Raw genomic sequence first — 26,182 nt, forward strand, 5'->3', positions numbered from 1 at the left:
AAGCAGGACGACGGCGGACGCCGCGCGCTGTGTGGCCTACGGTTGCGCTGCGGCAGCGGCCTTCGCTGCCGCAGGCAGCGCGTCGAAGATCCGGTTCATCGCGGCGTCGTCGTGCGCGGCCGAGAGGAACCAGGCTTCGAACACCGACGGCGGCAGGTACACCCCGGAGTCCAGCATCGAGTGGAAGAACGGCGCGTACCGGAAGACTTCCTGGCCCTGCGCGTCGTCGTAGTTGTGGACGCCGCGGGCCGAGGTGCCGAAGGCCACCGAGAACAGGTTCCCGGCGCGCTGGATGGAGTGGTCCACCCCGGCGGCGTCCAGCGCCGTAGACACGGCGCCGGAAAGTTCCAGCGAACGGGCGTCCACGAAGGAGTAGACCTCTTCGGTGGCGTGCGTCAGGGTCGCGACGCCCGCGGCCATCGCCACCGGGTTCCCCGAGAGGGTGCCGGCCTGGTAGACCGGGCCCACCGGGGCGAGGTAGTCCATCACGTCGGCGCGGCCGCCGAGGGCCGCCGTCGGCATGCCCCCGCCAATCACCTTGCCGAAGGTCAGCAGGTCCGGGGTCCAGGGCTCCGCGGCGTCGGCGGCACCGCCGGTGAGGCCCCAGTAGCCCGAATAGCCGGTCCGGAACCCGGTGAGGACCTCATCGAGGATCAGCAGCGCGCCGTGCTCCCGGGTGATCCGGGCCAGGCCGGCGTTGAAGCCCTCGCCCGGGGTGACCACGCCCATGTTCGCCGGCGCGGCCTCGGTGATCACGGCGGCGATGTTGGGTCCGTGCTTGGCGAAGGCGGCTTCGACGGCGGCAAGGTCGTTGTAGGGCAGCACCAGGGTCTCGGCGGCCGTGGCGGCGGTGACACCGGCCGACCCGGGCAGCGCCAGCGTCGCGAGCCCGGAGCCGGCGGCGGCGAGGAGTCCGTCCAGGTGGCCGTGGTAGCAGCCGGCGAACTTGATCACGAGGTCGCGCCCGGTGTAGCCGCGGGCCAGCCGGATGGCGGTCATGGTCGCTTCGGTGCCGGTGGACACCATCCGCACCCGTTCGGCGGCCGGGACGCGCTCCTTCACGATCGCGGCGAGGTTGGCCTCATCCGGCGTGGACGCGCCGAAGGACAGTCCGCGGTCGACGGCGGCGTGGACCGCGTCCAGGACGGCCGGGTGGGCGTGGCCCAGCAGCGCCGGGCCCCAGGAACAAACCAGGTCCACGTACTCGGCGCCATCGGCGTCGGTCAGGTACGGGCCCTTCGCGGAGACCATGAAGCGCGGCGTGCCGCCCACCGAGCCGAAGGCCCGGACCGGAGAGTTCACCCCGCCCGGCATCAGCTGGCGGGCGCGGTCGAAGAGTTCCTCATTGCGAGGGTGGCTGGAAGTCATGGTTCCTATTCTTTCAGTTCAGTCGCCGGGGAGGATCCGCCCAGCAGGGCGGCCACGCGGGGCGCCACTTCGGTGCCGAACAGCTCGATAGAGCGCATCATGGCGGCGTGCGGGAGCGTGCCGTTGCTGTATTTGAGGTCGAAGCGGTCCACGCCCAGGTTCTTCTTCAGCAGGGCGATCTTGGCGGCGACGGTTTCGGGCGAGCCGACGTAGAGTGCGCCCTCGGCGGTGCACATGGCGTCAAACTCGCCCCGGCTGCCCGGGCCCCAGCCGCGCTCCGCGCCTAGCCGGTTGCGCATCGCGAGCCAGTGCGGGAAGAACTCCTCCCGCGCGTCCTCGTCCGTGGCGGCGACGTGGCCGGGCGAATGCGTGGCGACCTGCTGCATCGGATGCCCGTACTTGGCCATCGCCTCACGGTAGAGCCCGGCCAGCGGGCCGAAGGACCGGGGCTGGCCGCCGATGATGGCGAAAATGATCGGATAGCCGTATTCGGCGCAGCGCAGCACCGATTCGGGCGTCCCGCCGACGCCGATCCAGGCCGGCAACAGGTGGTGCTCCAGCGGCGGGTAGACGCTCAGCCCGTTGATCGCGGGGCGGGTCCGGCCCTCCCATTTGATCGGCTTTTGCGCGCGGACCTTGTCGAAGAGCTCGAGTTTTTCCTCGAACAGCACCTCGTAGTCGGCCAGGTCCAGGCCGAACAACGGGAAGGACTCCACGAAGGAGCCGCGGCCCAGCATCACCTCGGCCCGGCCGTTGGAGATCGCGTCCACGGTGGCGAAGCGCTGGAAGACCCGGATCGGGTCGTCGGAGCTGAGCACGGTGACGGCGGAGCCGAGCCGGATGTTCTTGGTCCGCGCGGCGGCGGCGGCCAGGAACACTTCCGGGGCGGACACGGCGAAGTCGCGGCGGTGGTGCTCCCCCACGCCGAAGGCGTGCAGCCCCACCTGGTCGGCGAGCTCGGCTTGTTCCAGCAACTGCCGCAACACCTGGGCGTGCGGGACGGGCTTCCCGTCGGGAAACACGCCGACGTCGCCGAAGGTGTTCAGTCCGAGCAGGATCGACTCCGGGCCCACCGGTGCTGTGGGGTTCGCCGCCGACGCCGGGTCAGGGATTGCGGCCGTGGTCATCAGGACTCCTTCAGCCAGCCGGCGAGTTCGCTGGCCCAGTAGGTCAGGACCAGGTTGGCTCCGGCACGCTTGATGCCGAGCACGGATTCGACGATGGCGGCCCGGCGGTCGATCCAGCCGTTCGCGGCGGCGGCCTCGATCATCGAGTACTCGCCGGAGATCTGATAGGCGGCCACCGGGACGGGGCTCATCGCGGCGACGTCGGCCAGGATGTCGAGGTAGCTCATGGCCGGTTTCACCATCACCATGTCGGCCCCCTCCTCGAGGTCCAGTTCCACCTCAAGGAGCGCCTCGCGCCGGTTGGCGGCGTCCATCTGGTAGCTGCGCCGGTCCCCGGTCAGCTGCGAGTCAACGGCCTCGCGGAACGGACCATAAAACGCGGAGGCGTACTTCGCGGCGTAGGCCAGCACGGGGGTGTTGGCGTGCCCGGCTTCCGCCAGCGCCTGGCGGATCACGGCGACCTGGCCGTCCATCATGCCGGAGGGGCCGAGCACATCTGCGCCGGCTTCGGCCTGGGCCACGGCCATCTGCCCGTAGATCTCCAGGGTCGCGTCGTTGTCCACGTAGCCGTGCGCGTCCAGCACGCCGCAGTGGCCGTGGTCGGTGAATTCGTCGAGGCAGACGTCGCTCATCACGACCAGCTCGTCGCCGACCTCGCCCTTCACATCGCGGATGGCCTGGTTCAGCACGCCGTCGGGGTCCAGCGAGGCGGTGCCGCGTGCATCCCGGACCGCCGGGACGCCGAAAAGCATGATCCCGCCGACGCCCAGCTGTACAGCCTCGGCGGCGGCACGCTTGAGCGTTTCGGTGGTGTGCTGCTGGACGCCGGGCATGGAGGCGATCGGGTTCGGCTCGGAGAGGCCCTCCCGGATGAAGGCCGGCAGGATCAGATCCGCCGCGGCGAGCCGGTGTTCGGCGGTCAACCGGCGCATCGCGGGGGTGGTGCGGAGACGGCGGGGGCGGTGGATCGGGAAGCTCATGTCTGGTCCTTCACAGTCTGGTGGGCAGGGTGGATTGGGGATGCCCCGGAGTCCAGGGCCCGGATGACAGCGGCGACAAGGCCGGAGGCGGTGGGTTCGTCCGCGACGGCGGCAACCGGCAGGCCCAGCTCCCGGGCCTGGGCGGCCGTCGAATATCCGATCGCGACGAGGCGGCAGTCGCCCAGCGGTGCCAGCGCCGCGTGGACGCGGCGGACCGCACTGGGTGAGGCAACGACGACGGCGTGCAGGGCGCCGGCGTCGACGGCGGCCTTCGCGGCGGCCAGGGTGAGGACGGCGGCGTCGTGCTCCTGGGGTTCGGCGGCAGCCAGCCTGCGGCGCGGATCGGCAGGGTAGTCCACGGTCCGGTAGGCGGTCACGGCCTGGACCTGGGCGCCGCGGGCCTCCAGCCCCCGGCGGAGTCCCGGACCGGCGATGTCCGCCTGCGGCAGCAGCACGCTCCACCGGCCGCGGGGCCACACGGCCAGAAGCCCGTCGGCGGACTGTTGCCCGGTGGGGACGAGGTCGACGGCGATGTCCAGCTCCGCCAGCACCCTGCGGGTCGCTGGTCCGACGGCGGCCACCTGCAGGCTGCCCGGCAGCCAGCCGCTGAGCCGGGCCCCGCGTTCGGCGGCCTTCGCCTCGAGTACCCGGACGGTGGTGACGCTGCTGACCACGAGCCAGGAGTAGGCTCCGGCGCCGAGCGCGTCGAAGGCCACATCGAGGGAGTGCTGGTCCGGGGCGCGTTCGAAGTCGATCAGCGGCAGCAGCAGCGCCTCGGCGCCGGTGTGGCGCAGCGCCGAGACCAGTCCGGCCGCCCGGTCCGGGCTGCGGGTGACCAGGACGCGGGCACCCTCAAGCGACCTCGGTCCGGCACTGCCGTCCGGGCGGATGTTGGCGCTGCGGCGACCCATCAGCTGCGAATCCGTCCGGTTCAGGAGGCGGTCAGGTCGGCGATGTCGGCCGCGCCGGCTGCCAGCAGCGCTTCGGCGAGCTCGATCCCCAAGAGGGTGGCGCCGACCTCCGTCAGCCCGTCGGTTGCCTTCTTGTCGCGGACCATCGCGGTGCCGTCCACCGCGCAGACGACGGCTTCCAGGTGCAGCATGCTGCCCTTGCGGACGGCGTACGCACCCACGGGCGCGGCGCAGCCCGCTTCAAGCCGGGCCAGCAGCGCCCGTTCTGCCGTGACGGCCAGCCGGGTGTCCGGGTCGTCCAGGGCGGCGAGGGCCTGGGCGAGGACGCCCTGGGATCCCTCGGTGGACCCGGCTTTCCGGGGCGCGTCGGCGGTGCGGCACTCGATGGCCAGCGAACCCTGACCGGCGGCGGGGAGCATGACGTCGGACTCGAGGTATTCGCTGACGACGTCGAGCCGGCCGATCCGGTGCAGGCCGGCGGCGGCAAGCACGACGGCGTCGAGGTCCCCGGACTTGCCCTCGACCACGGCGTCGGTGCTGTTGCCCGGCAGCCCCGGCACCCGGCCCAGCCGGGTGTCGACGTTGCCGCGGATGTCCCGGATGTCCAGGTCCGGCCGTGCGGCGCGCAGCTGGGCGGCGCGGCGCGGGGAGCCGGTGCCCACCTTGGCGCCCGCCGGCAGTTCCGCGAGCTGAAGGCCGTCCCGGGCGCAGAGCACGTCCCGGACGTCGACGCGTTTGGGCGTGGCCGCGAGCGTCAGGCCGGGCGCGGCGCCGGTGGGAAGGTCCTTGAGCGAGTGGACCGCGATGTCGCAGGCGTCCTGGAGCAGCGCATCCCGCAGCGCCGCGACGAACACGCCGGTGCCGCCCATCTGGGCCAGCGATCCGGTCAGGACGTCGCCGTCGGTGCGGATGTGCACGAGCTCCACCGGGAAACCGCCGACGGCGGCGAGCTGGTCCGCGGTCTGTTGGGTCTGCGTCAGGGCGAGTTTGCTGGCGCGGGTGCCGATCCGGACCGTCACGGCGTAACCCGACCCGCCGGTGCGGCATCCGACGGCGCGCCCGGGTGGGGGTGGTGTCCGGTTCCCACCCGGGTGTCTGCGCCGGCGATGGTCGGCTTTTCGCCGCGGAAGTTGGCGCAACAGCCGGGCCGGCAGACGTCGTACCAGGGGCCGAGTTTGGTCAGGTGCGGCCGGTCGGCGATGTTGTTGGCGGCGGTCCGCTCACAGATCAGGTCCACGATTCCGGCCACGAACTTGGCGTGCGTTCCGGGCGTGGGGACGCGGGTGGCGGCAAGGCCCAGCTTGCCGCAGGTCTCGAGCGCCTCGGTGTCGAGGTCCCAGACGACTTCCATGTGGTCGCTGACAAAGCCCAGCGGCACGATCACGACGCCCTTGATGCCTTGGCCGGCGAGTTCTTCGATGGCGTCATTGATGTCCGGTTCGAGCCAGGGCACGTGCGGGGCACCGGAGCGGGACTGGTAAACGAGGGACCACGGCGCGGTCTGGCCGGTTTCGGCCTCGACCCGGCGGATGACCTCGGCCCCGGCGGCCAGGTGCTGGGCCACGTAGGCGGAGTCCTGCTCGAAGTGGCGGGGTTCGGCCTCCGACCGGCCAGCGGCTTCGGCGTCGCGGGTGGGGATGGAGTGTGTCGCGAACAGGATCTGGACCGGCGCGTCCGGGGTTCCGGCGGCGGCCAGTTGCGCGCGGACGTCGGCGAGGCCGGCGGCGGTGCCCTCGATGAACGGTTCGACGAAGCCGGGGTGGTCGAAGTACTGGCGGACCTTGTCGACCTCAAGCCTGCCGTCGAGGCCGGTTTCGGTCAGGGCCATGCCGATGTCTTCGCGGTACTGCCGGCAGCTGGAGTAGCAGGAGTAGGCGCTGGTGGTGACCATCAGGACCCTGCGGTGGCCGGCGTCGTAGATGTCCTGCAGGGTCTGCGGAATGTAGGGGTCCCAGTTGCGGTTGCCCCAGAAAACCGGCAGCTCGATGCCGCGGCCGGCCAGTTCGGCCTCCATCGCGGCCTTCAGCCGGCGGTTCTGCTCGTTGATCGGGCTGATGCCGCCGTTGGCGCGGTAGTGGTGCGAGACTTCCTCGAGCCGTTCGTCCGGGATGCCCCGGCCGCGGGTGACGTTGCGCAGGAAGGGGATGACATCTTCCTGGCCCTCGGGGCCGCCAAAGGAGGCGAGCAGCACGGCGTCGTAGTCCTTGGGCGCCAGCCGGCCGGTTTCTGTGACCGGGTTCAGCGCAATGGCTGTGCCTTCCTGGTCTGCCTGGTCTGCCTGGCGATCGAGCGGACTCATGCCAGGACCTCGGCGATTTCGGCGGCGCCGACCCGGCGGCCGGTGTAGAACGGGATTTCCTCCCGCACATGGTGGCGTGCCTCGGTGGCGCGCAGGTGCCGCATCAGGTCAACGAGGTCGACGAGTTCGGGAGCTTCGAGGCCAAGGATCCACTCCCAGTCGCCCAGCGCGAACGATGACACGGTGTTGGAGATGACCTGCGGGAAGTCCCGGCCCAGCATGCCGTGGTCGCGGAGCATGGCACCGCGCTCGGCATCGGGCAGCAGGTACCACTCGTAGGAGCGCACGAACGGGTAGACACAGAGCCACTCGGCCGGCTCGACGCCGCGGGAGAACGCCGGGGTGTGGTTTTTGGCGAACTCCGCCTCCCGGTGCACGCCCATGGCGGACCAGGCGATGTCGGTGCCGGTGAACAGCTTGCTCCGGCGGATCTCACGCACGGCGCGCTGCAGCGCCTCGGCCTTCGGGCCGTGGAGCCAGATCATGATGTCCGCATCGGACCGCATCGCCGACACGTCGTAGCTCCCGCGGTGGACGACGCCTTCTGCCGCCAGCCGCTCCAGGAGCGCTTCGAAGTCCGCTGCGGCATCGCCGCTGCGCAGGACGTCGGCGGAGCGCTTGAACACCGTCCACAGCGTAAAGAACTGCTCCGGTGATGCTTCGGCTGCTGTTTTTCCGGTTTTAGTGACAGTTTCGGCAGAAGTGTGGCTCATGAATACCAGTCTGCCCCCTCCCCCGGACTAAGTCGAAACAGAGCACTTCTACAAAGCGTAGAAGTGCTTAATTTCACAACCGGCCGGTTCCGACGGCCGGCGGCGAAGTGTCGCGGCGCCGGCTGCGAACTGTCGCGGAGCTCAGAACCGGCGCAGGCGCAGCGCGACGGCGCCGGCACCCAGGGAGACGGCAATCAGGCAGATTCCCCAGCCCACCAGCGCGGAGGGGCCGAACGGCTCGACCGCAGAAGCGGGCTGCATCCGGTCCTCCTCGGCTGAAGGCCGCGGGGTGGCCGTGGCCGCCGCCGTCGTGCTGCCGGAGTGGGGCGCGCCGGCCGGCGCAGGGGACGACGGCGTGCCGTTCGGGACAGCGGCCGTGCCGGGGACGCCGCCGTGCACCGTTTCCCGCGGTTCCTGCCGGCTGCCCGGGGCCGCTGCGGAGGGCGGCGTGCTTCCGGTCGGCTGGCCTGCCGCCGGTCCGGGTACGCCGGGGGTGCTCGGGGTAGCCGTGGGTACCGGGTGCGGCACTGCGGGGGCGGGCGGAGGCGCGGCCGGGCCCTGCTTCGGGGCGCCGGGACTCTGCTGCGGGGCGCTGGGGACCGGCACGGGAGCGGTTGCCGGCGGGGCCGACCGCCGGGCCCGCCGGTCCGGAGCGGGCGCAGGAGTGGTCGACGCGTGCGGTGACGGCCGGTGGGCGGGGGCGTCGGAGCCGGAAGTCGGCGCGGGCCTCGGGGTTTCCAGCAGGCCGCCGATCAAGTCATCGAGCCGGACCGTGACCGAGGCTGTGGGGGCATCAGGGCTGGGCGCGGGCGTCGCGGCGTGGGCGGCGGGAACGCCAGCGGTCAGAGCCAGCACTGCGCCGAGGACGGCCGCTGATGTGCCTCGCCTGAGCCTCCCATGGTGGCCGGTCGGATCAACTGAAACTTCGGACCTGTGCGTAACCATGGTCATCGAGCCTAGCCGGGGAACGGCACAGGGGAAAATTTGCCGAAACCTGTGGTTTCCGGGTAGCGGGTGGCCCGCTGCGCCGGCAGGTCCCGGTCTCCGGGGCCGGTCAGGGCAGCAGCGGAGCGACCTGTGCAGGGGTATCGGCGACGATTGCGGCGAGGCCGTTTCCGGAGAGCCAGCCCCCCACCAACGCCAGGGTTCCGTCCCCCGCTGCCAACCGGCGGACCTCCTCAACACGGCGTTTGTGGCCCAGTGCGGCGAACGGCAGCGCGCCGGACCACCGCACCACGTCCCATCCGGCCACGTCGGCGCGGGACAGCGGGACTCCCAGCAGCGTTGCGGCGTCATGCAGCGCGGCGGCGAACAGGTCTTCGTCCGTGCCCGGCTCCGCTCCGATGGCCGAGCCGCCCCGGGCGGCATCGCCGCGGCCATAGGAAAGGCGCAGCACGTGCCGGCCGGGGGCGGTGCGTTCGGCCAGCCACGCCCATTTCGCGGTTGCGTGGGTCAGGGCCTTGGCGCCGATGCCCGGGCTTTGGGGGGCCACGAGCACGCCGGTGCCGCGCGGGGCGGCGTTGAGCGCCGGGCTGTCCAGCACGAGCGTCACCAGGCGAACGTCCGGACCGGCGGCAGGGCGCAGGGCTGCCAGGGCAGGAAGCGTGCCTTCCAGCAGGGCAACGGCGGACGGTCCTTCCACCGCAACGACCAGCCGTTCGGCGTCGAACGCGGTGTCTCCGGCGGTGACCCGCCAGCCGCCCGGACGGCGCTCCACCGTGTCCGCCCGGGTCCTGCTCAGCAGGACCACGTCCAGGCCGCGCAGTTCCGTGACCAGCGCGGCGATCAGGGTATGCATGCCGCCCTGGAGACCGGCCACCGCCGACCCTGCCTTCTGCAACCCGGGGTGCGCGGAAGCCCCCCGGCGCTGGGCCGCGACGGCGGCAGCAAGCGAGCCGTGGGCGCGGATGCCGGCGCGCAGGCCGGGCGCCACCATGTCAACATCGAGCAGGGCGGGGTCCGCAGAGTGCACGCCACCCACAACCGGCGCGACGAGCCGGTCCAGCACGCGCCTGCCCATCCGGGCGCGCACCACGGCCGCAACGCTGGTGGTCTCTGCCGCCGTCCCGGCCGAGGCGGGCAACACCCGGTCCAGCGACGCGCGGATTGACCCGGCGATGCCCAGGGAACGCCGGACCTCGGGGTCCCAGGGGTTGGCCGGTATGCCCAGCACACCCGTTTTGGGAAGTTCCCGCGGGCCGTCCGGGAGTTGGACCCAGGCGCCGCCCGGGTTCGGCTGCACGATCCGGGCGCCGAGGCCCAGTTCGGTGGCCAGCGATGCCACCGCGGCAGACCGGGTGGCGAAGGACTCCGCGCCGCTGTCCAGTGTCAGGCCGGCCACCACGTGGCTGCCGACGCATCCGCCCCAGTCCGAGGATGCCTCCAAGACCGTGGTGCTGACCCCGGCCCTGGCAAGGTCCCGGGCGGCGAGCAGGCCCGAGATGCCGCCGCCCACCACCACGGCGGTCGGCGACGGAGCGCTGGGGCCGCCGTGGGACTCTGCTGCCACGGGTTTACTCCGGGGCGATCGAGTGGATCAGTTCGACCACCCGGGTCAGGACCGCCGCGTCCGTCTCGGGCGGTACGCCGTGGCCCAGGTTCAGGACATGGGCGGGGGCTGCAGCGCCGGCCGCGATGACCTCGCGGACGTGGGCCTCAAGGATCTCCCACGGCGCCGACAGCAGGGCGGGATCGATGTTGCCCTGCAGCGGGACGGTGCCGCCCAGGCGCCGGTTTGCCTCGTCCAAGGGCAGCCGGTAATCGACGCCCACGACGTCGACGCCGACGTCCCGCATGGCGACCAGCAGTTCCGAGGTGCCCGTGCCGAAGTGGACCAGGGGCGCTCCGAGGTGCCGCACGTGGTCCAGGGCGCGGACCGACGCCGGGGCAACGGAACGGGTGTAGTCGGCCAGGCCCAGCGACCCGGCCCAGGAGTCGAAGAGCTGGCCGGCGGATGCTCCGGCCTCCAGCTGGGCGCGGAGAAACAGGCCGGAGGCATCGGCGGCCCAGTTCGTCAGGGCGGTCCAGGTCTCCGGATCGGCGTGCATCATGGTGCGCGGCCCGAGGTGGTCCCGTGACGGCTTCCCCTCGACCATGTAGGCGGCCAGGGTGAACGGCGCGCCGGCAAAACCGATCAGCGGGGTGCTCCCCAACTCGGCCACCGTGAGCCTGACGGCCTGCCGGATCGGTTCGAGTGCCTCCCAGGTGAGCTGCGGCAGCGCAGCCACGTCCGCGGCGGTGCGCACCGGGTGGTCCAGCACCGGGCCCACACCAGGCACGATGTCGACGCCCACGCCGGCGAGCTTGAGCGGAATCACGATGTCGGAAAAGAAGATCGCCGCGTCGACGTCGTGCCGGCGGACCGGCTGCAGGGTGATCTCGGAGGCCAGTTCCGGCCGCAGGCAGGAATCCAGCATGCCGACGCCTTCGCGGACCTTCAGGTATTCGGGCAAGGAGCGGCCCGCCTGGCGCATGAACCAGACCGGACGCCGTGACGGCTTGCCCCCGCGGTAGGCCGTAATCAGCGGCGAACCGGCGGTGCGGCCATCCATCAGGGGGTGGCCGGCGTCGAGGCCGCCGCCCGCTGCCGTGCCGTTTGCTGCCGTGCCGTTTGTTGCCGTGCCGTTTGTTGCCGCCGCGCTAGGAGTCATGCCTCGATTGTGCCCAAGATCGGCGCCAAAAGATAACGACAACCTGTCAAAGAGCGGCGGCCGGGGGCCGCGGTGGCCGGAATCACAGCCGGCGGTGGGCAGCCCCACGCCCAGGCATTGTTCTACCGGGCTACGAAAAAGCTATGATTGTCCTGCTGTGGTTCTTTTTTCATTGGTGGCTACTCACGCCGACATCGACCTTGAGACCGTTGCTCAACTGAGCACCGGTGCTTCCGGGCTCGCCACATCCGCTCTTGCCGGGTCGCCGGCCGTCGCGGGTGCCGTTGTGCTGGCCACCTGCAACCGCCTCGAGATTTACGGTGAAGCCCCGCACCCCGACGACGTCGACGCGGCCCGCGCCGCGCTCGTCTCCCAGATCAGTGGAGCCAGCGGCCTGCAGGAGCAGTTGGTCTCCCGGGCCTTCAACACCCGCGTTGGACCCGAGGTCACCCGGCACCTGTTTGCCGTCAGCTCCGGCCTGGATTCCGCCGTCGTGGGTGAACGTGAAATCGCCGGCCAGGTCCGGCGGGCCCTGATCAGCGCCCAGCACGACGGCACGGCAAGTGCCGGCCTCGTCCGGCTCTTCCAGGCCGCGTCCAAGACGGCCAAGGACGTCGGCTCGCAGACGGCGCTCGGCTCGCAGGGGCTTTCGATCGTTTCGGTCGCCCTGGACCTGGCCACCGACCTCTCGGTGAGCCCCGACTGGTCCAGCAAAAAGGTTGTCCTTTTCGGTACCGGCGCGTACGCCGGCGCCACAGTGTCCTTGTTGCGCGAACGCGGCTGCACCGACATCTCGGTCTTTTCGTCCTCGGGCCGGGCCCCCGGTTTCGTTGCCAGCCGCGGCGGAACAGCCCTGGACAGCGCGGCCCTGCCGGCAGCCGTCGCCGCTGCCGACGTCATGATCGGCTGCAGCGGCTCGGACAACCGGGTCGAAGCTGCCGAACTGGCCCGGATCCGCGCGGCATCACCGCAGCCGCTGATCGCCATCGACCTGGCCCTCTCCCACGACTTTGACCCCGCCGTCGCCGAGCTGGACGGCGTCGAACTGCTCACGCTCGAATCCGTCCGGCTTGCGGCCCCGCAGGAGCAGGCCGAGTCCCTGAACCATGCCAGCGGCATCGTCGCCGGCGCGGCCGCCGCCTTCGAGCAGGAACGCGAGGCACGCTCGATCGACTCGGCCATCGTCGCGCTGCGCCGCCACACCATGGACGTGCTCGAATCCGAAATGGAAAAGGTCCGCGCCCGCCACGGCTGCACCGCGGCGGCCGAGGAAGTCGAATTTGCGCTGCGGCGGATGGTCAAGCAACTGCTCCACATACCCACCGTCCGCGCCCGGGAACTTGCCGCCAACGGCCAGCAGGACGACTACGTGGCCGGCCTTGAGGCCGTTTACGGCATCACCGTCGAACAGCCCGCCGCCAAGCCCAGCACGCGCGCAAGGGCCGGCAGCGAGGCAGAGTGCCCGGCCGGGCACAGCACGGCTGCAGCCCCCGGTCAAAGCCGGGAAACCGCTTAGCCTCTTCTTCCCGCCGCGGATACCGCCCCGCCTCAGTAGACGGGCTTGTCCGGCTCCACTTCCCGCACCCAGGCGAGGATTCCGCCGTCGAGGTGGCTGACGCGTTCGTAGCCGGCTGCCCGCGCCGCGGCCAGGACGGCCGCCGAGCGGGTACCTGCCTTGCAGTGGAACACGATGTCACGGTCGCGGGGCAGCTCGTCCCAGGCGTCGCCGGCCAGGATCCGGCCCTGCGGGATCAGCCTGGCACCGTCGATGCTGACGATGTCGAACTCGCCGGTCTCCCGCACGTCGACAAGGTCGAAATCCTTCAACCCCGCCTTCCGCGAGGCCAGCATGGTGGCCAGCTGGGTCGCGGTCACGGTGTGCTCGGTCCCGGCGTCCGTTCCGGCCGTGATGCCGCAGAAAGCCTCGTAGTCGGTCAGCTCGGTGATGTGCGCCGCCTCCGGGTCCCGGGCGACCTTAATTTCCCGCCAGCTGCCGCCGAGCGCATCGAACAGTGCCACGCGGCCCAGCAGCGGGCGCCCGACGCCGGTGATCAGCTTTACCGCTTCCGTCACCATCAGGGATCCGACGGCGGCGCACAGCATCCCGAACACGCCGCCCTCCCCGCACGAGGGCACCGAGCCTGCCGGGGGCGCCTCCGGGTACAGGTCGCGGTAGGTGGGACCGTGCTGCTCCCAAAAGACGCTGACCTGGCCGTCGAAGCGGAAGATGGAGCCCCACACGTAGGGTTTGCCCAGAATGGCGGCCGCGTCGTTGACGAGGTAGCGGGTGGCGAAATTGTCGGTGCCGTCGAGGATAAGGTCGTAGCCGGCGAAAAGTTCCAGGGCGTTGGAGGCATCGAGCCGGACGGTGTGCAGCCGGACGTCGACCAGAGGGTTCAGCGCTGCGACCGCATCCCTGGCGGAGACGGCCTTGGGGCGGCCGACGTCGGCCACGCCGTGGATGACCTGGCGTTGCAGGTTGCTTAGTTCCACGTCGTCGTCATCGACGATGCCAAGGGTCCCGACGCCGGCAGCGGCAAGGTAGAGCAGGGCGGGAGAGCCGAGGCCGCCGGCCCCGATAACCAGGACACGGGCGTTCTTCAGGCGCTGCTGCCCGAGAGAACCGATTTCGGGAATGATCAGGTGCCGGGAGTACCGTTCCACTTCCTCCGGCGTCAGGCCTTCCGCTGGTTCGACCAGCGGTCCGGGTACCGGGACGGGGATTGCGGGGGTGCCGTTTGCTGTCGACATCGATGCCATACCCCAATGTATGCCCGAAGATGCCGCGCGGTCATATTACCCGCGCGTAAAGTGGGAGCCAACAGCAAGGAAATGGAGGCCGCCAGTGGTACACCAGACACCGGTTGGGCGGGGAGACACCGGTAAGCCGGCGGCCGGCCAGGCACGGAGCGGAACGTCGCGCTCGGCACGGCTGCCGCGCGACGAGCGGCGTGCCCAGCTGCTCGCCGCAGCACGAGAAGTTTTTGTCGCCAACGGCTACCACGGCGCGGCCATGGACGAGATCGCCGAGACGGCCCACGTGAGCAAGCCGGTGCTCTACCAGCACTTCCCCTCCAAGCGGGACCTGTACCTCGCGCTTTTGGACGGGCACCTCTCAGCCCTCACAGCCCTCCTGCTCGGCGCGCTGAACTCGACAACTGACAACGACGAGCGGGTCCAGGCCGTGATGCGCGCCTACTTCCACTTCATCGCGAGCGGCGACCAGGCACACCGGCTGGTCTTCGAGTCCGGCTTGGTCAACGACCCTGAGGTGAGCGCGCGGCTGGAGACGTTTAACAAAGCCTTCGCGGACGCCATCGCCCAGGTCATCGCCGAGGACACCAAGCTCCCGCTGCTGGAGGCCCAGCTCCTGGGCCGCGGACTGTCCGGGATGGCGCAGGTCAGCGCGCGGTACTGGCTGGAAACCGGCGGTGACCTCGACCTCGATGTTGCCAGCGACCTGATCTACCGTTTAGCTTGGCGCGGAATCTCACGCTTCCCGAAAGAGCCCTAGACTACACATAGAGAACACCTGTTAAGACTTTGACTGGCTGGGAGGCCCCCTGTGGAGATTAAGATCGGCATTCAGAACATTGGTCGCGAGATTGCGTTGGAATCGGAGCAGGACGCCGAAGCCGTGGCGAAGCTGGTCGCCGATGCCCTGGCGAAGGGCACCGAGCTGCGCCTGACCGATGAGAAGGGCCGCCAGGTCATCGTCCCCGCCGGCGTGCTGGGGTATGTGGAGATCGGCGCCGAAGAAGTCCGCCGCGTCGGCTTCGGCGCCCTCTAGGCACCGCCGGCCTGCCCCGCAGTTCACCCCCCTCACTCCCCCGCAGTTCACGAAGGAGTCCGAATGCTGTCCCTGATTGTGGTGGCCATGGTGGCCGTGGCCGCAGGTTTCGTGGTCTGGGCCAATGACAAGCGGCACGCCAAATACGGCATCGCCGTGCCCGCCGGCACCGCCCTCGGGATCGGGATGCTCAGCTGGATCATCTTCATGGCGGCCGGCTTCGGCTACCAGCCGGGACTGACCTGGATCCCGTGGGTCCTGCCCCTGCTGCTGGGCGTGGCCGCCGCCGTCGGCACGGTGCTCTTTCTCGGCGGTTCCCGGACCAAGCAGGACACCGCGCGGCTGACCGCCATTCTGCGCTCCTAACTCAGCTGGATTCAGTTACCGGCCGGGGCTCCGCACCGGCCGGCGGCGTTCAGTAGGTCGCTGCTCCCGGCTCGGTCTGGGGATATTCACGCTGGAGCTGCGCAACCTTCGGGTCGTTTTCGTCCGCGCCGTAGTCCGAGGTGCGGGTGATGTCCCGCCCGTCGCTGAGCTTAAGGGCACGGCAGAGCAGGGTGAGGGCGACGGCCACCACAATGTTGATCCCGAAGGCCACCACGGCGATGTAGACCTGGATGTCGGTGCCGGGGATCGGGGCGACGGACCCGCCGAAGTGCGCCTTGGTGGCCGGGTTGACCACGTTGTAGGCGGCCAGGGTTCCGTAGACGATCCCCGCAGCCCAGCCGCCGAACAGCGCCCACCGGTGGAACCAGCGGGTGTAGAGGCCCGCGACGATGGCCGGGAACGTCTGCAGGATCCAGATGCCGCCCAGGAGCTGCATGTTGATCGCGGCCGACTGATCCATGGCGATCACAAAGACCAGCGCGCCGAACTTCACCACCAGCGAGGCGATCTTGGAAACGCTGGCTTCCTGCCGCGGAGTCGCGTCGGGTTTGATCAAGTCGCGGTAGATGTTGCGGGTGAACAGGTTTGCGGCCGCGATGGACATGATGGCTGCCGGAACCAGGGCTCCGATGGCGATCGCGGCGAGGGCAATGCCGGCGAACCAGGACGGGAAGTGGTCCAGGAACAGTTGCGGTACCACCAGCTGCGGATTAATGGCCCCGTTCAGGTCGGTCGGCTTGGTGCCGGCATAGATCGCCGCGTACCCCAGCAGCGCAAGGAACCCCAGCATGAGGGAGTACAGCGGGAGCACAGCCGCATTCCGGCGGATGGTGTTGCGGCTCTTGGTCGCCAGCACACCGGTAATGGAGTGCGGGTACATGAAGAGGGCCAGGGCCGAGCCGAGTGCCAGCGTCCAGTAAGCAGAGTAGCTGGCCGCGCCCGGGATGAAGACCCCCGCCGGCTTGCCGGTGGCAGGATTGACCGTGGCCAGTTTCGTCTCGGCTGCGTCGAAGATGTTCCCCCAGCCGCCGAATTTGATCGGAAGGTAGATCACCGCCACGATCACGGCCAGGTAGATCAGCAGGTCCTTGACGACGGCGATCAACGCCGGTGCGCGCAGACCAGAGGTATAGGTGTAGGCGGCCAGGACCACGAATGCGATGATCAGCGGCAGGTCGGTCAGCAGTACGTTCTCGGCACTGCCCAGGCCCAGGACGGTGAGCACGGCCTTGATCCCGACCAGCTGCAGGGCGATGTAGGGCATGGTGGCGACGATGCCGGTGACCGCCACCGCGAGGGTCAGGGCACGGCTGCCGTAGCGCCCGCCCACGAAGTCCGCCGGGGTGACGAAGCCGTGCCGGTGCGACACCGACCACAACCGGCTCATCAGCAGGAACACAATGGGGTACAGGACGATCGTGTAAGGCACCGCGAAGAAGCCGCTCACGGCGCCGGTGGCCCACATCGCCGCGGGGACGGCAACGAACGTGTAGGCCGTGTACAGGTCACCGCCGAGCAGGAACCACGTCACCCAGGTGCCGAAGCCGCGGCCGCCGAGCCCCCATTCATCGAGACTGTGCAGCCCGGTGTTTTCCTCCCGGCGCCATCGCGCCGCGACGAACCCGAGGGCCGCCACCAGGATGAAGAGGATGATCACGATAGCGAGGGCCACGCCGCTGATCGGCCGCTCGGGTACTGCCAGCGGCACGGCAACGGGGTTCACCGCTCCTCCCCTGCGCCGGGTTCGCTGCGGTCGACCCCGCCGCCGGCAACCGGCTCGCCGGTCGGCTCACCGCGTACGGCTCGGCGCCGGCGGCGGTCCTCGCCGGCCACCAGCCAGTAGGAAATCCCCACCAGGGCCGCGGTGACGGGAATCCACGCCATCTGATACCAGTAGAAGTACGGGATGCCGCCCAGGCGCGGCTGGTCAAAAGAGTAAGCAGGGACAAACAGCGGCACGACTATGGCTGCCAGCAGCAGGATTCCGGATACGACGTAGGGACCGGACCTGGCGGGGCCGCGCGTTGGCACATCGGAACTGGACATCGACGCCTCCTCGTTGAGACGGGCCCCCGGAGCGGGAAGGCTTCCCGGGACGTGCCGGCGGCCTGCGGACCGTGGATCGCACGGTCGTAAGCATCAGGATAGACACTTGACTAATTCTCCAACAGGGCACAGGCGCCCTGCATTTAGGCAGGTCCCATCCTCCCGGTTCCCCCGGCCGGCCTTGGTGGACCAGGATTCTTACCGGGCCATCCTCACACCTGGCTGAGGACTTCCCTGCTGCCCTCCGCGGACACCGGCGGGAGTTTTCCGTCACGGTAGGCGACCGTGCTGCGTTTGTGGATCCCGGCAAAGAGCGAGAGGTCCACCCCGGCCACTCCGTGATGCCCGGCGACATCCTGCATTACGCTGCGCAGCTCGGCCACGTCCTTAGTGGCAACCTGGACCAGGATGCGGCCCGAAACGTTGGCGGCCCAGCGGGTCGTGGGCAGGTCGGCAAGGTACCGGCCGGCGCCGTCCAGGTCGGGCGCGCCGGCCCGCACGGTCAGAAGTCCCTCCACCGGGTAACCGATCGAGGCGGGGTCCAGGATCGCGCGCACATACACAGCGCCGTCGGCGATGAGGGTCTCAAGCCTCCGGCTCGCGGTCGCATTCGACACGCCCAGGCCTGCGGCCAGTTCCTCGATCGTGACGCGGCCGTTGGCCCGCAGGAACCCGGCGAGCGCCCGGTTCACGTCGTCAAGGCGCGGCATCCCAAACTCGGCGTACCGGGTGGCCAGATGCGGATGCTCGGCGGTGCTGAGGGCCTCGTACTGCTTCGGGGTAAGGACGTCCGGCCGCCAGCCTGAAACGGTGCGGTAGTACTCGAAGACCGGCTCAAGCGCGAGGTTCCGTACACCGTCGAGGGCAGCCAGCTCGGTATAGAGGAACCGGCCCACTGCGTCCCGTTCGAGGAACAGCTCAACGATGCATTCGCTGGCCCCGGACAGGGAGCTGATCCAGTGCGTTTCGGGGCGCGCCGCGAGCCACGCGGCGATTGCCGTGAGGGCTGCCGGCTCCGCGGCGACCCGGAGCATGTACAGGTCGCCGTCGCCGAGCGCCGCGGGGCTGGGGAAGGACTGTACCCGCACCTCCCCGGAGGCCAGCAGCTTGTTCCCCCGGCGGGCCACGGTGCGTTCCTGTTGACCCAGGACTTCGGCAATGAGCCGCCACGGCGCCCGGCCGTTGCGGATGAGGGAAGCCACGATCTGGCGGTCAAGGTCGTCGAGCATGCGTCTCATCCTCTCATCCCGGGGAACGTGGCCCAGACAGCCGTCTGCCCCGGTGCCGGCGTCCCGGGGAGGCACGACGGCGGCGCAGCTGGCCGCCGTCGTGCGCCCGCTAGTTGCCCAAGTACTCGAGCAGGACCGTCAGGGCTGCCCCGGTGCCATTGACCACCGCGAGCTCGGCATCGGGCGCAAAGTGCGGTGAGTGGTTGCCGGCGGGGGCGGCGCCGTCGGCGAAGGCCTCGGCGGGGAAGGCACCGAAGGACCAGAACACCACCGGGACGCCAATCGCGTCGCCGAGCCAGCCGGCGTCCTCGGAGCCCATGCCGAGCGGCTCGGCGATGACCGCGTCGGGGCCGAAGCCGGCCTGGAGCGCTGCCGTGGCGCGGGCGGTGTGCCCGGCGTCGTTAAAGAGGCGCGGGAAACGGTTGATCTCCACGATCGCAGGCTCTTCGATGCCGGAGGCGGCAGCCTCGGCGGCGACAATGCGGCGGATCGAACCCAGGACGTGGGCGCGGACCTCCTCGTCGGGCGTGCGCACATTGAGGCTGAACTCTGCGGTCTCCGGGATGATGTTCTCTTTGAGGCCGGCATGGAAGGTGCCTACCGTGACGACCGCGGGCGTGATCGGAGCCAGCTCCCGCGAGACGATCGTCTGCAGGCGCAGGACCATGGAGGCCGCCGCGACGATCGGGTCCAGCGACTTCTCCGGCTGGGACCCGTGGGCCTGGCGGCCGCGGACGGTGATCCGCCACGAATCGGCGAGGCTTGCCATGTTTCCCGGCCGGAGCCAGAACTTGCCCGCTTCCAGCGGCATGACGTGCTGGGCGAGGACCACCTCGGGGCGCGGGGCGCGGTCCCACAGGCCGTCGTCGACCATCGCCTTGGCACCATAGGCGGTCTCCTCGCCGGGCTGGAAGAGGAGCACGACGGTCCCGTGCCACTTGTCCCGGTTCTCCGTCAGGTACTGGGCGGCGCCCAGGGCTGCGGTGATGTGGGTGTCGTGGCCGCAGCCGTGCATCGTGGGCGCTTCGCTGCCGTCCGGCAGGGTGCCGGTGGCGGTGCTCGCGTAGTCGAGGCCGGTGGCCTCGGCGATGGGCAGCCCGTCCGTATCCGCGCGGAAGCCGACCACGGGACCCTCGCCGTTGCTGAGGAGACCGACGACGCCGGTCCCGCCGGAGCGGAAGTGCTCAATGCCCAGCTCGGTCAGTCTGGCCTCGATCGATTCGGCGGTCCGGTGCTCCGCCGAGGACAGCTCGGGCGCGCGGTGGAATTCCTTGTAGAGCTCCACGTGCTCGGCAAGGAAACCCGCGGGGACCTCGATGCCGCTGGCGAGGGCAACGGTGGTGGTGTCAGTCATGATGGCCTTTCGTATCACTCGGGTAGGGTTCGGTGCTTAGTGCCGGTCAGTGTCCGACGGAGGTTGGCGCCTCGGCCGGCGTGGGGGCGTCCGTGCGCTTTCGGGCAAACCATGCCACGAAGATCACGGCGACGACGGAGATGGCCGTGACGTAGTTGGTCAGGAACGGCGCGAGCCGGACCACCCCGTAAACGACGATGGCCGAAACGACTGCGGCGATGATCGTGGTTCGGGCGTTCTTCATTGACACGATGGCCTGGATGGTCACGGCACCGAAGACAGCCGAGAGGATGTAGAGGCGGGCCACTGCGATGAGCCCCGCCGGCAGGAGGCCCAGGAGCCAGGTGCCGAGGAAGCCCACGAGGATGATCAGCGTGATGATGTGCACGAACGCGGCACCGATGATCGCCGCGCCTGCGATCAGCTCGGCGCGCCGGGTGCCCGGCTTCTCGCCCAGATCGGACTGGGCGATGATGGCGGAGGGCAGCAGCTTGTTCGCGATGTTGCCGATCATGAACGCCTGGTACATCGCGGACCGGCCGAGGATCGGGTAGTACGAGATCGGCTCGACGACGGCGATGATGCCGAACGTGGCGAAGACGATGCCGAACGCGGTCCATACCTCCTGGCCCGTGATGCCCAGGCCCGTGCCGAACGCTACGAAGAGCGCGGCGCCGAGGGAGATAAGGAATCCGAGTCCGAGGGTGATGGGGCCCCAGATGGAGGTGGTGCGGTCGAACTGGGCGAGCCCGTCGAGGGATGTGGTCTGAGAGGACATGGCAGGTTCTCCTGGGCTCGTATTACTTGGCGGTGGCGAGGAAGGCGGCGGCGAGGGCGACAAAGATGGCGATGCCGAGGCCCCACTCGCGCAGCCAGGGCTTTTTCAAGAACTTGGCACCGGCGAGGCACAGGCCCATCACGGCCGCCGAGACGAGCACCGTCAAGATGTGCACACCCGACTTGGTGGTCTCGGTGAGCGCAAGCGTGATGAAGGCGGCGAGGATTGCCGCGGTCGGGACGACCGTCATGACCGCCGGGTTGACCTTCCGAAGGGTCTTGTCGCCCTTGGCCAGGATCGGGGTGAGGATGAGCGCGCTGAGCATCCACACGATTCCACCGAGGGTCATCGCGGCAAAGCCGATCGCGAAGATCTTCTGGGTGTAGGTGGGGCCGCCGAGCTGGGCGCCTTGCGACGTGGCCGCGAGGCCTGCCGCGGCGACATCAAACGCCGCGGACCCGACCAGGCCGATCCGGGTCAACACCGCCGGCGTGCTGAAGAGCGGCAACAGCGAGACCGCGACCAAGGCAACGGCCAGCGAAGGACCGATCGCGGCGATGCCGCCGCGCCGGACCGAGCCCATCACCTGCTCGTCCGTGAGGTTCGCGGAGCCGGCGGCCTTGCGGATCGCCCGAAGGTAGATGACGGACTGAAGCACGATGACCGCGAACACGGCCGCGGCGCAGATCCAGAGGACGGGGTGGAAGGACACGGGGGTGATGTCGGTCGATCCCGGGTCAACGGCGAAGCGGTGCATCGCACTCCTTTTGAGGTTCAGGGTGATCCAGGTGTGTGATCGGGATCAAAGAGGACTGTGATCCACATCATTACTGGTTTCATCCATAGAACGGCACGAGATGTCCAGAAGTCAATAGATAGGTCGTAAATCTGTCGATATCAATTAAGCGGAGTACCGTTCCCGGCCGCCCCCGTGGCTGCCGGGAGAAGGAGGCCCGCAGCTGCCGGCGCCAGGGTCCCGGGCCAGCTGGGACTAATGACGGAAATCGGGCTACCCTGATTTTCGTGTCTCATCATCGCCTGACTCCGAGTGTGCTACAGCAGCAGAACCAGCTGGCCGAGGCGCTCAGCGCGCTGCACACCGAGCTGGAGCTGCCGGGGCCGTTTCCGGCGGAGGTACTCCGGGACGCGGAGGAAGCCGTGGCCAGCCACCGGATGCCGGAGCTGGACCTGACGCAGGCGGAGTTCGTGACCATCGATCCGGCGTCCTCGACCGACCTGGATCAGGCACTGCACATCGCGCGCTCCGGCGAGGGCTACAAGGTTTTCTATGCCATCGCCGACGTGCCCTCGTTCGTCCAGCCCGGCAGCGCGCTGGACGCCGAGACCCGCCGGCGCGGCCAGACCTTCTACACGCCGGAGGGACGGATCCCGCTGCATCCGGAAGTCATCAGCGAGGCCGCGGGCAGCCTGCTAGCCGGCCAGCTCTGTGCGGCGTTCGTCTGGGAGTTCGAGCTGGACGCCGCGGCCGAGGTCTCCTCGGTACTGGTGCGCCGGGCCCAGGTCCGCAGCCGCGCGAAGCTGAGCTACCGCGGCGTGCAGGCCGACCTGGACGCCGGCACCGCGGACCCGGTGCTGCAGTTGCTCCGCGAAGTCGGCATCAAAAGGGTCGAACTGGAACGGCTGCGCGGAGGCGCGAGCCTGAACATGCCGGAACAGGAAATCGAACAACTGCCCGACGGCGGCTACCGGATTGTCGTCGCCCCGCCGCTGCCGGTGGAGGACTGGAATGCCCAGATTTCGCTGATGACCGGTATGGCCGCGGCCGGAATCATGCTCGAGGGCAAGGTGGGGATCCTGCGCACCATGCCGGCCCCGGATGAGAGTTCGCTGCGCCATTTCCGGCGCCAGACCGGCGCCCTGGGCAGGCCGTGGGACGGGAAGGTCAGCTACGGCGAATACCTGCGCACCCTCGACCCCACCGACCCGCGCCAACTCGCGATCCTGCACTCCGCTGGCATGCTCTTCCGCGGTGCCGGCTACACCCCGTTCGACGGCGCCGTTCCCGAGGACGCGATCCAGTCGGCCATCGGCGCGGCATATGCCCACTCCACCGCACCGCTGCGGCGGCTGATCGACCGTTTCGTGCTGGTGATCTGCGAAGCCCTGTCCAACGGTGCCGACGTTCCGGGCTGGGCCCGGGAGGCGCTGCCTTCCCTGCCCGCCATCATGGCGGCCTCGGACCAGCAGGCCGGCAAACTTGAGCGGCTGTCCCTGGACACCGTGGAGGCCGCCCTCCTGATCAACCACATCGGGCAGGAATTTGACGCTGTCGTCATCACGGGTTCGAAGCCGGCAAAGAACGGCGGGCCGAACGGCAACGGCAATGGCCACGGGAACGGGAATGGGCGGAAGGGCAACGGTAACGGCAACGGCCCCTCCGGCATCGTGCAGATTGCCGAACCCGCCGTGACGGCACGATGCCCGGGCGAACTGGAGTCGGGGACCCAGGTCCGGGTGCGCGTGGTCTCTTCGGACATCCTCACCCGGGAAGTCCGGCTGGAACTTGTGGGCTGATGCTGCGTGCCGGGAGCGGGCTGCGTGTTTCCAAGGTTCAGGCCAGTAGTGAAAGTTGGGTTTTCAGCACTCCGTGCACGATTCGCAGCTCTTGTTCAATACTTCTTGCACCCTGATTATCAGGGGCGTTTTGGTTCTGCCGCCCTGCGTTGCCCGCGTTCAATTGCCCGGTAAACAGTGGAGCGACCGACGCTAAACAGCTCGGCCAGCTCTGCCTTGCTGTGTTTCCCCGCAGCGTGCAGTTCGAGGAGGTGGATTTCCTGATTGACGGTGAGTTTCGGTTGTTTCCCTCGTAGCCGGCCCTTGGCCTTGGCAACCTTCATCCCTTCACGGGTGCGCATGCGGATGAGGTCGGCTTCGAACTCGGAGATCATCGCCAACACGTTAAACAGCAGTTTGCCCATTGGGTCAGTGGGGTCATGAACGGATCCACCAATGCTGAGTTTGATTCCGCGCTTAGCGAGATCATCTGCAATTTCGTGGGCATCCCGGACTGAGCGGGCAAGGCGGTCAAGTTTCGTGACGACGAAGGTATCCCCCGCCCGACACGCGGCCAGAGCTTCGCGGAGTCCGGCCCGATTCTTGTTTGTGCCAGTAAAGCCGTGGTCAACATAAATTCGTTCAGCCTCAACGCCTAAGGCAGCGAGGGCATCACGCTGCGCACTGAGGTCTTGCGCCTCGGTAGACACGCGCGCGTAGCCGACCAGTATTTTCGACATGGAAAACAGTGTGTCACATAGCACCCCCTCGCCGGTCAAGTCACAGGACGGGTCTTACGGGACGCCGACGGACTCTTGCTCGCAATGACGCAGTTCAGCGACGTGTGCGACCGGTGGAGGACCGGCTTACGGGACGATGCTAAGTGGAAGCCTAAGGCCGCATTTGACCGAACAAGAGTGGGCGAACATCATGCCGTGGGCACGTTGACTGGTAGGGCTAGGCTTTGGACAAATACAGGAGAAGGTCCCCGGATGCACGCTTCGACAGCGACGAGCTGGCAAAGCGGGAGGCCAATTTCTGGACGACCCGAAAGAAGGACGGGCACGGATGCGACAACAAGACCTGAGTCCCGCGCCTAGAGGATGGGTTGAGAAGCTGCAAGACGCCAATGTTCCCAGCTACCTCTTGATCGCAATTCTTGTGTCGCTGTTTTCACCTCTAGAGGAATCGATAGGATTTTGGCCCGCCTTGGCTACCGTCTTTCTGGCAGGTTTCGCGGCACTACGGCTAGTTGAAGTGCTCTTACGGCCGATGAAGAGAAAACGGGTTGCGCTGGACGCGGAGCAAGGACTCTTTGAATGCGCGCATCGTGAGGAAGGATCAGCGCTCAAACGAAAATGGGCGTTAGGGTACGTGAAGGCAGAGCCAGGCAAAGTGCTATTTCAAGCGAAGACGGGCCTCACCGGTTCCGTGGGCGGTCCAGTCGAAATCTATTCAGAACCACGGCTTGTGCGCGACGGGGTAAAAGCACCATGGACGGTTTTCCCGAAAGGAAGCGTCATTGTTCTGAGTACGAACAAGGGAAACATTGAACTGGCTGCATCGGCATCCAGCCTGAACCTGCTCACCGAACGAGCCCTGAACGGTGACTGAACTAGCTCGGTCCTGTCGAACTTGTCCATAGGATCACCTATTCCCTGCTAGGCGTCGCGTCTGTGTCCGGTAAGGGATCCACAATCGGGCGTTTGGGGTGGCTGGAAAACTGCGGGCTACGGGCAGCCTTACAGGGGCAGGCAGCCTCGCTCGCCCCCCATCACGACCGGCCTTATCAAGAGACCATCCTGGTGATTAGACTCCCGAAATCACAGGAAGCGGGTTTCCCATGCGCGAACCGGACTTGGAACCAACACCGAGGAGCCGGCTGGAACGGCCATACGATGCCTTCGGTTCCTTGCCGCTGGTCGTCTTGGCCGGCATCATCTTTGTCCCTTTGCAGGCCGTCTTGGGCTGGTGGATTACCTTGGTCATCGTTATTACGGCTGGCGTCGTCCTTATAACTGCCATCCAGCTCATTTTCATTGCTCCCCTGCGAAAGAAGCGAGCAGCTCAAGACGCGGAACGAGGGCTTTTCGAATGTGCTCACAGAGAGCCCGGATCGGGACTGCGGAGTAGATGGGCCCGAGGCTATGCAAGAGCAGAGCCAAACCGACTAATCTTCCAGCTGGGTGCAAGCGAGAGCGGACCTCTTGCCGGGCCACTGGAAATCTACGCAGCTCCCACAGCCATTGGAGAGCCCGTAAAAGCCCCCTGGACTGTTTTTCCCGGAGGGCTCGTGATGACCATCAGCTCAGACGACATAACGCTCCAGCTGGCCGCAAGCCGTGCAAGCCTAGCGCTCCTCAATGAACGGTGTCTCACCAATCCAGCACAGGATTCCTAAGCGGTTGGCAAAGGACCGTAAGTAGCGTCCGGTGAAGGAACCCTCTACGGGACCCTCGCGCCTCACGACGGCTATCCGAGCGTTAGGGAACCCCGGGCATTGGTTCCGGAGAGGCACTTCTCATACGTTCGGGGGTCCACTCTCGCTGCTCTCCCTCTTTCGGCGTCGTGACCTGCGAATCTGCAGAGTTGCCTTCGGTGGGGGCGATTTGTTGAAGGCGCATCGGTGCAGGAGTGGCGTTACGCATCTGTTCCTCGGTCAGCGGGACGAATCTTGTGCCGCAGCTGGATGCAGTTGCAGAATCAGGGGAAGGAGCGCCCGATTCTGTTGAATCCGTCGGACCCTGGACTGTCTCCCGGCACTCGCTTCGGTCGGCTATTTCTGTACCCTCACTAACTTCGGGGGAAGGCTCTGCAGACGGCAGTGGCGGCTGTTGGTGCCATTCTTCCTGCCCGCTATTGCCAGCGCTTCCGCAAGCGGTCACAGTGAGGGAGAAAAGCAGGACGCCAGCTGCAGTGAACCGGCCCATCTCTTTCGAACGTCCCATGCCCTGATTGTCCCGATACGCGGGTTACAAGAATAGGGGTCCAGTCTGAACCTCTAGTTTCGATCCGATCAATTTTGACTTTGACTCA

At 68.4% G+C, this 26,182-nt stretch carries 24 protein-coding genes; 6 read left to right on the forward strand and 18 right to left on the reverse strand.

Annotated features, from left to right (window positions below; all coding sequences use genetic code 11):
• Positions 1–36 precede the first annotated feature (36 nt).
• From hemL to hemE, 10 genes are all read right to left on the reverse strand, one after another.
• Positions 37–1,368, reverse strand: coding sequence for a glutamate-1-semialdehyde 2,1-aminomutase (gene hemL / locus AC3ANP_RS00245; protein ID WP_488331394.1), 1,332 nt, complete (start codon positions 1,366–1,368; stop codon positions 37–39).
• A gap of 5 nt (positions 1,369–1,373) precedes the next feature.
• Positions 1,374–2,495: an LLM class flavin-dependent oxidoreductase gene (locus AC3ANP_RS00250; RefSeq protein ID WP_488331395.1), complete on the reverse strand. Its 1,122-nt coding sequence runs from the start codon at positions 2,493–2,495 to the stop codon at positions 1,374–1,376.
• Positions 2,495–3,475 carry a porphobilinogen synthase gene (gene hemB, locus AC3ANP_RS00255; protein WP_488331396.1) on the reverse strand — a complete coding sequence of 327 codons (981 nt, stop codon included), beginning with the start codon at positions 3,473–3,475 and terminating at the stop codon, positions 2,495–2,497. The genes AC3ANP_RS00250 and hemB overlap by 1 nt, the downstream gene beginning before the upstream one ends.
• Positions 3,472–4,386, reverse strand: a complete 915-nt coding sequence (locus AC3ANP_RS00260; protein WP_488331397.1) for a uroporphyrinogen-III synthase — start codon at positions 4,384–4,386, stop codon at positions 3,472–3,474. The genes hemB and AC3ANP_RS00260 overlap by 4 nt, the downstream gene beginning before the upstream one ends.
• Before the next feature lie 20 nt (positions 4,387–4,406).
• Complete coding sequence (gene hemC / locus AC3ANP_RS00265) at positions 4,407–5,405, reverse strand: hydroxymethylbilane synthase (RefSeq protein ID WP_488331398.1); 999 nt, start codon at positions 5,403–5,405, stop codon at positions 4,407–4,409.
• Positions 5,402–6,685 carry a ferrochelatase gene (locus tag AC3ANP_RS00270; RefSeq protein WP_488331399.1) on the reverse strand — a complete coding sequence of 428 codons (1,284 nt, stop codon included), beginning with the start codon at positions 6,683–6,685 and terminating at the stop codon, positions 5,402–5,404. Before AC3ANP_RS00270 ends, hemC begins: the two co-directional genes overlap by 4 nt.
• Positions 6,682–7,398: a hydrogen peroxide-dependent heme synthase gene (gene hemQ / locus AC3ANP_RS00275; RefSeq protein ID WP_488331400.1), complete on the reverse strand. Its 717-nt coding sequence runs from the start codon at positions 7,396–7,398 to the stop codon at positions 6,682–6,684. The genes AC3ANP_RS00270 and hemQ overlap by 4 nt, the downstream gene beginning before the upstream one ends.
• Positions 7,399–7,539: 141 nt before the next feature.
• Positions 7,540–8,253 carry a hypothetical protein gene (locus AC3ANP_RS00280; protein WP_488331401.1) on the reverse strand — a complete coding sequence of 238 codons (714 nt, stop codon included), beginning with the start codon at positions 8,251–8,253 and terminating at the stop codon, positions 7,540–7,542.
• A 199-nt stretch (positions 8,254–8,452) separates the two neighbouring features.
• Positions 8,453–9,907: a protoporphyrinogen oxidase gene (hemG, locus tag AC3ANP_RS00285; RefSeq protein ID WP_488331402.1), complete on the reverse strand. Its 1,455-nt coding sequence runs from the start codon at positions 9,905–9,907 to the stop codon at positions 8,453–8,455.
• Between the two features lie 4 nt (positions 9,908–9,911).
• Positions 9,912–11,048, reverse strand: a complete 1,137-nt coding sequence (hemE, locus tag AC3ANP_RS00290; RefSeq protein WP_488331403.1) for a uroporphyrinogen decarboxylase — start codon at positions 11,046–11,048, stop codon at positions 9,912–9,914.
• Between the two features lie 157 nt (positions 11,049–11,205).
• Here hemE and AC3ANP_RS00295 point away from each other — a divergent pair, with 157 nt between their 5' ends.
• The gene (locus AC3ANP_RS00295) at positions 11,206–12,564 is read left to right on the forward strand and encodes a glutamyl-tRNA reductase (RefSeq protein ID WP_488331404.1); all 1,359 of its coding nucleotides are present in this window, start codon (positions 11,206–11,208) and stop codon (positions 12,562–12,564) included.
• Between the two features lie 32 nt (positions 12,565–12,596).
• Here the strand turns inward: AC3ANP_RS00295 and moeB are convergent, their stop codons facing one another.
• Positions 12,597–13,808: a molybdopterin-synthase adenylyltransferase MoeB gene (gene moeB / locus AC3ANP_RS00300; RefSeq protein ID WP_488331405.1), complete on the reverse strand. Its 1,212-nt coding sequence runs from the start codon at positions 13,806–13,808 to the stop codon at positions 12,597–12,599.
• Positions 13,809–13,818: 10 nt separating this feature from the next.
• Between moeB and AC3ANP_RS00305 the strand changes: the two genes are divergently transcribed.
• From AC3ANP_RS00305 to AC3ANP_RS00315, 3 genes are all read left to right on the forward strand, one after another.
• The gene (locus tag AC3ANP_RS00305) at positions 13,819–14,562 is read left to right on the forward strand and encodes a TetR/AcrR family transcriptional regulator (protein WP_488331406.1); all 744 of its coding nucleotides are present in this window, start codon (positions 13,819–13,821) and stop codon (positions 14,560–14,562) included.
• A 51-nt stretch (positions 14,563–14,613) separates the two neighbouring features.
• Positions 14,614–14,838 carry a DUF3107 domain-containing protein gene (locus AC3ANP_RS00310; protein ID WP_488331407.1) on the forward strand — a complete coding sequence of 75 codons (225 nt, stop codon included), beginning with the start codon at positions 14,614–14,616 and terminating at the stop codon, positions 14,836–14,838.
• A 63-nt stretch (positions 14,839–14,901) separates the two neighbouring features.
• A complete protein-coding gene (locus AC3ANP_RS00315) occupies positions 14,902–15,204 on the forward strand; it encodes a hypothetical protein (protein ID WP_488331408.1) in 303 nt (100 codons plus the stop codon).
• 49 nt (positions 15,205–15,253) lie between these two features.
• Here the strand turns inward: AC3ANP_RS00315 and mctP are convergent, their stop codons facing one another.
• From mctP to AC3ANP_RS00345, 6 genes are all read right to left on the reverse strand, one after another.
• A complete protein-coding gene (mctP, locus tag AC3ANP_RS00320) occupies positions 15,254–16,948 on the reverse strand; it encodes a monocarboxylate uptake permease MctP (RefSeq protein WP_488331409.1) in 1,695 nt (564 codons plus the stop codon).
• The gene (locus tag AC3ANP_RS00325) at positions 16,945–17,271 is read right to left on the reverse strand and encodes a DUF3311 domain-containing protein (RefSeq protein WP_488331410.1); all 327 of its coding nucleotides are present in this window, start codon (positions 17,269–17,271) and stop codon (positions 16,945–16,947) included. The genes mctP and AC3ANP_RS00325 overlap by 4 nt, the downstream gene beginning before the upstream one ends.
• Positions 17,272–17,483: 212 nt before the next feature.
• Positions 17,484–18,500: an Lrp/AsnC family transcriptional regulator gene (locus AC3ANP_RS00330; RefSeq protein ID WP_488331411.1), complete on the reverse strand. Its 1,017-nt coding sequence runs from the start codon at positions 18,498–18,500 to the stop codon at positions 17,484–17,486.
• A 109-nt stretch (positions 18,501–18,609) separates the two neighbouring features.
• The gene (locus AC3ANP_RS00335) at positions 18,610–19,854 is read right to left on the reverse strand and encodes an amidohydrolase (protein ID WP_488331412.1); all 1,245 of its coding nucleotides are present in this window, start codon (positions 19,852–19,854) and stop codon (positions 18,610–18,612) included.
• A gap of 46 nt (positions 19,855–19,900) precedes the next feature.
• Positions 19,901–20,632, reverse strand: coding sequence for a hypothetical protein (locus AC3ANP_RS00340; protein WP_488331413.1), 732 nt, complete (start codon positions 20,630–20,632; stop codon positions 19,901–19,903).
• Positions 20,633–20,654: 22 nt separating this feature from the next.
• The gene (locus tag AC3ANP_RS00345; protein ID WP_488330617.1) at positions 20,655–21,389 is read right to left on the reverse strand and encodes a DUF5058 family protein; all 735 of its coding nucleotides are present in this window, start codon (positions 21,387–21,389) and stop codon (positions 20,655–20,657) included.
• Positions 21,390–21,655: 266 nt separating this feature from the next.
• On the opposite strand from AC3ANP_RS00345, the gene AC3ANP_RS00350 reads away from it, so the two are divergent.
• Positions 21,656–23,167: an RNB domain-containing ribonuclease gene (locus AC3ANP_RS00350; protein ID WP_488331414.1), complete on the forward strand. Its 1,512-nt coding sequence runs from the start codon at positions 21,656–21,658 to the stop codon at positions 23,165–23,167.
• A gap of 119 nt (positions 23,168–23,286) precedes the next feature.
• Here the strand turns inward: AC3ANP_RS00350 and AC3ANP_RS00355 are convergent, their stop codons facing one another.
• Positions 23,287–23,886, reverse strand: coding sequence for a recombinase family protein (locus AC3ANP_RS00355; protein WP_488331415.1), 600 nt, complete (start codon positions 23,884–23,886; stop codon positions 23,287–23,289).
• Positions 23,887–24,214: 328 nt separating this feature from the next.
• On the opposite strand from AC3ANP_RS00355, the gene AC3ANP_RS00360 reads away from it, so the two are divergent.
• On the forward strand, positions 24,215–24,760 hold the full coding sequence (locus AC3ANP_RS00360) for a hypothetical protein (RefSeq protein WP_488331416.1): 546 nt from the start codon (positions 24,215–24,217) through the stop codon (positions 24,758–24,760).
• Positions 24,761–26,182: the final 1,422 nt, after the last annotated feature.

This window comes from Arthrobacter sp. JB02-1C, assembly GCF_057748045.1.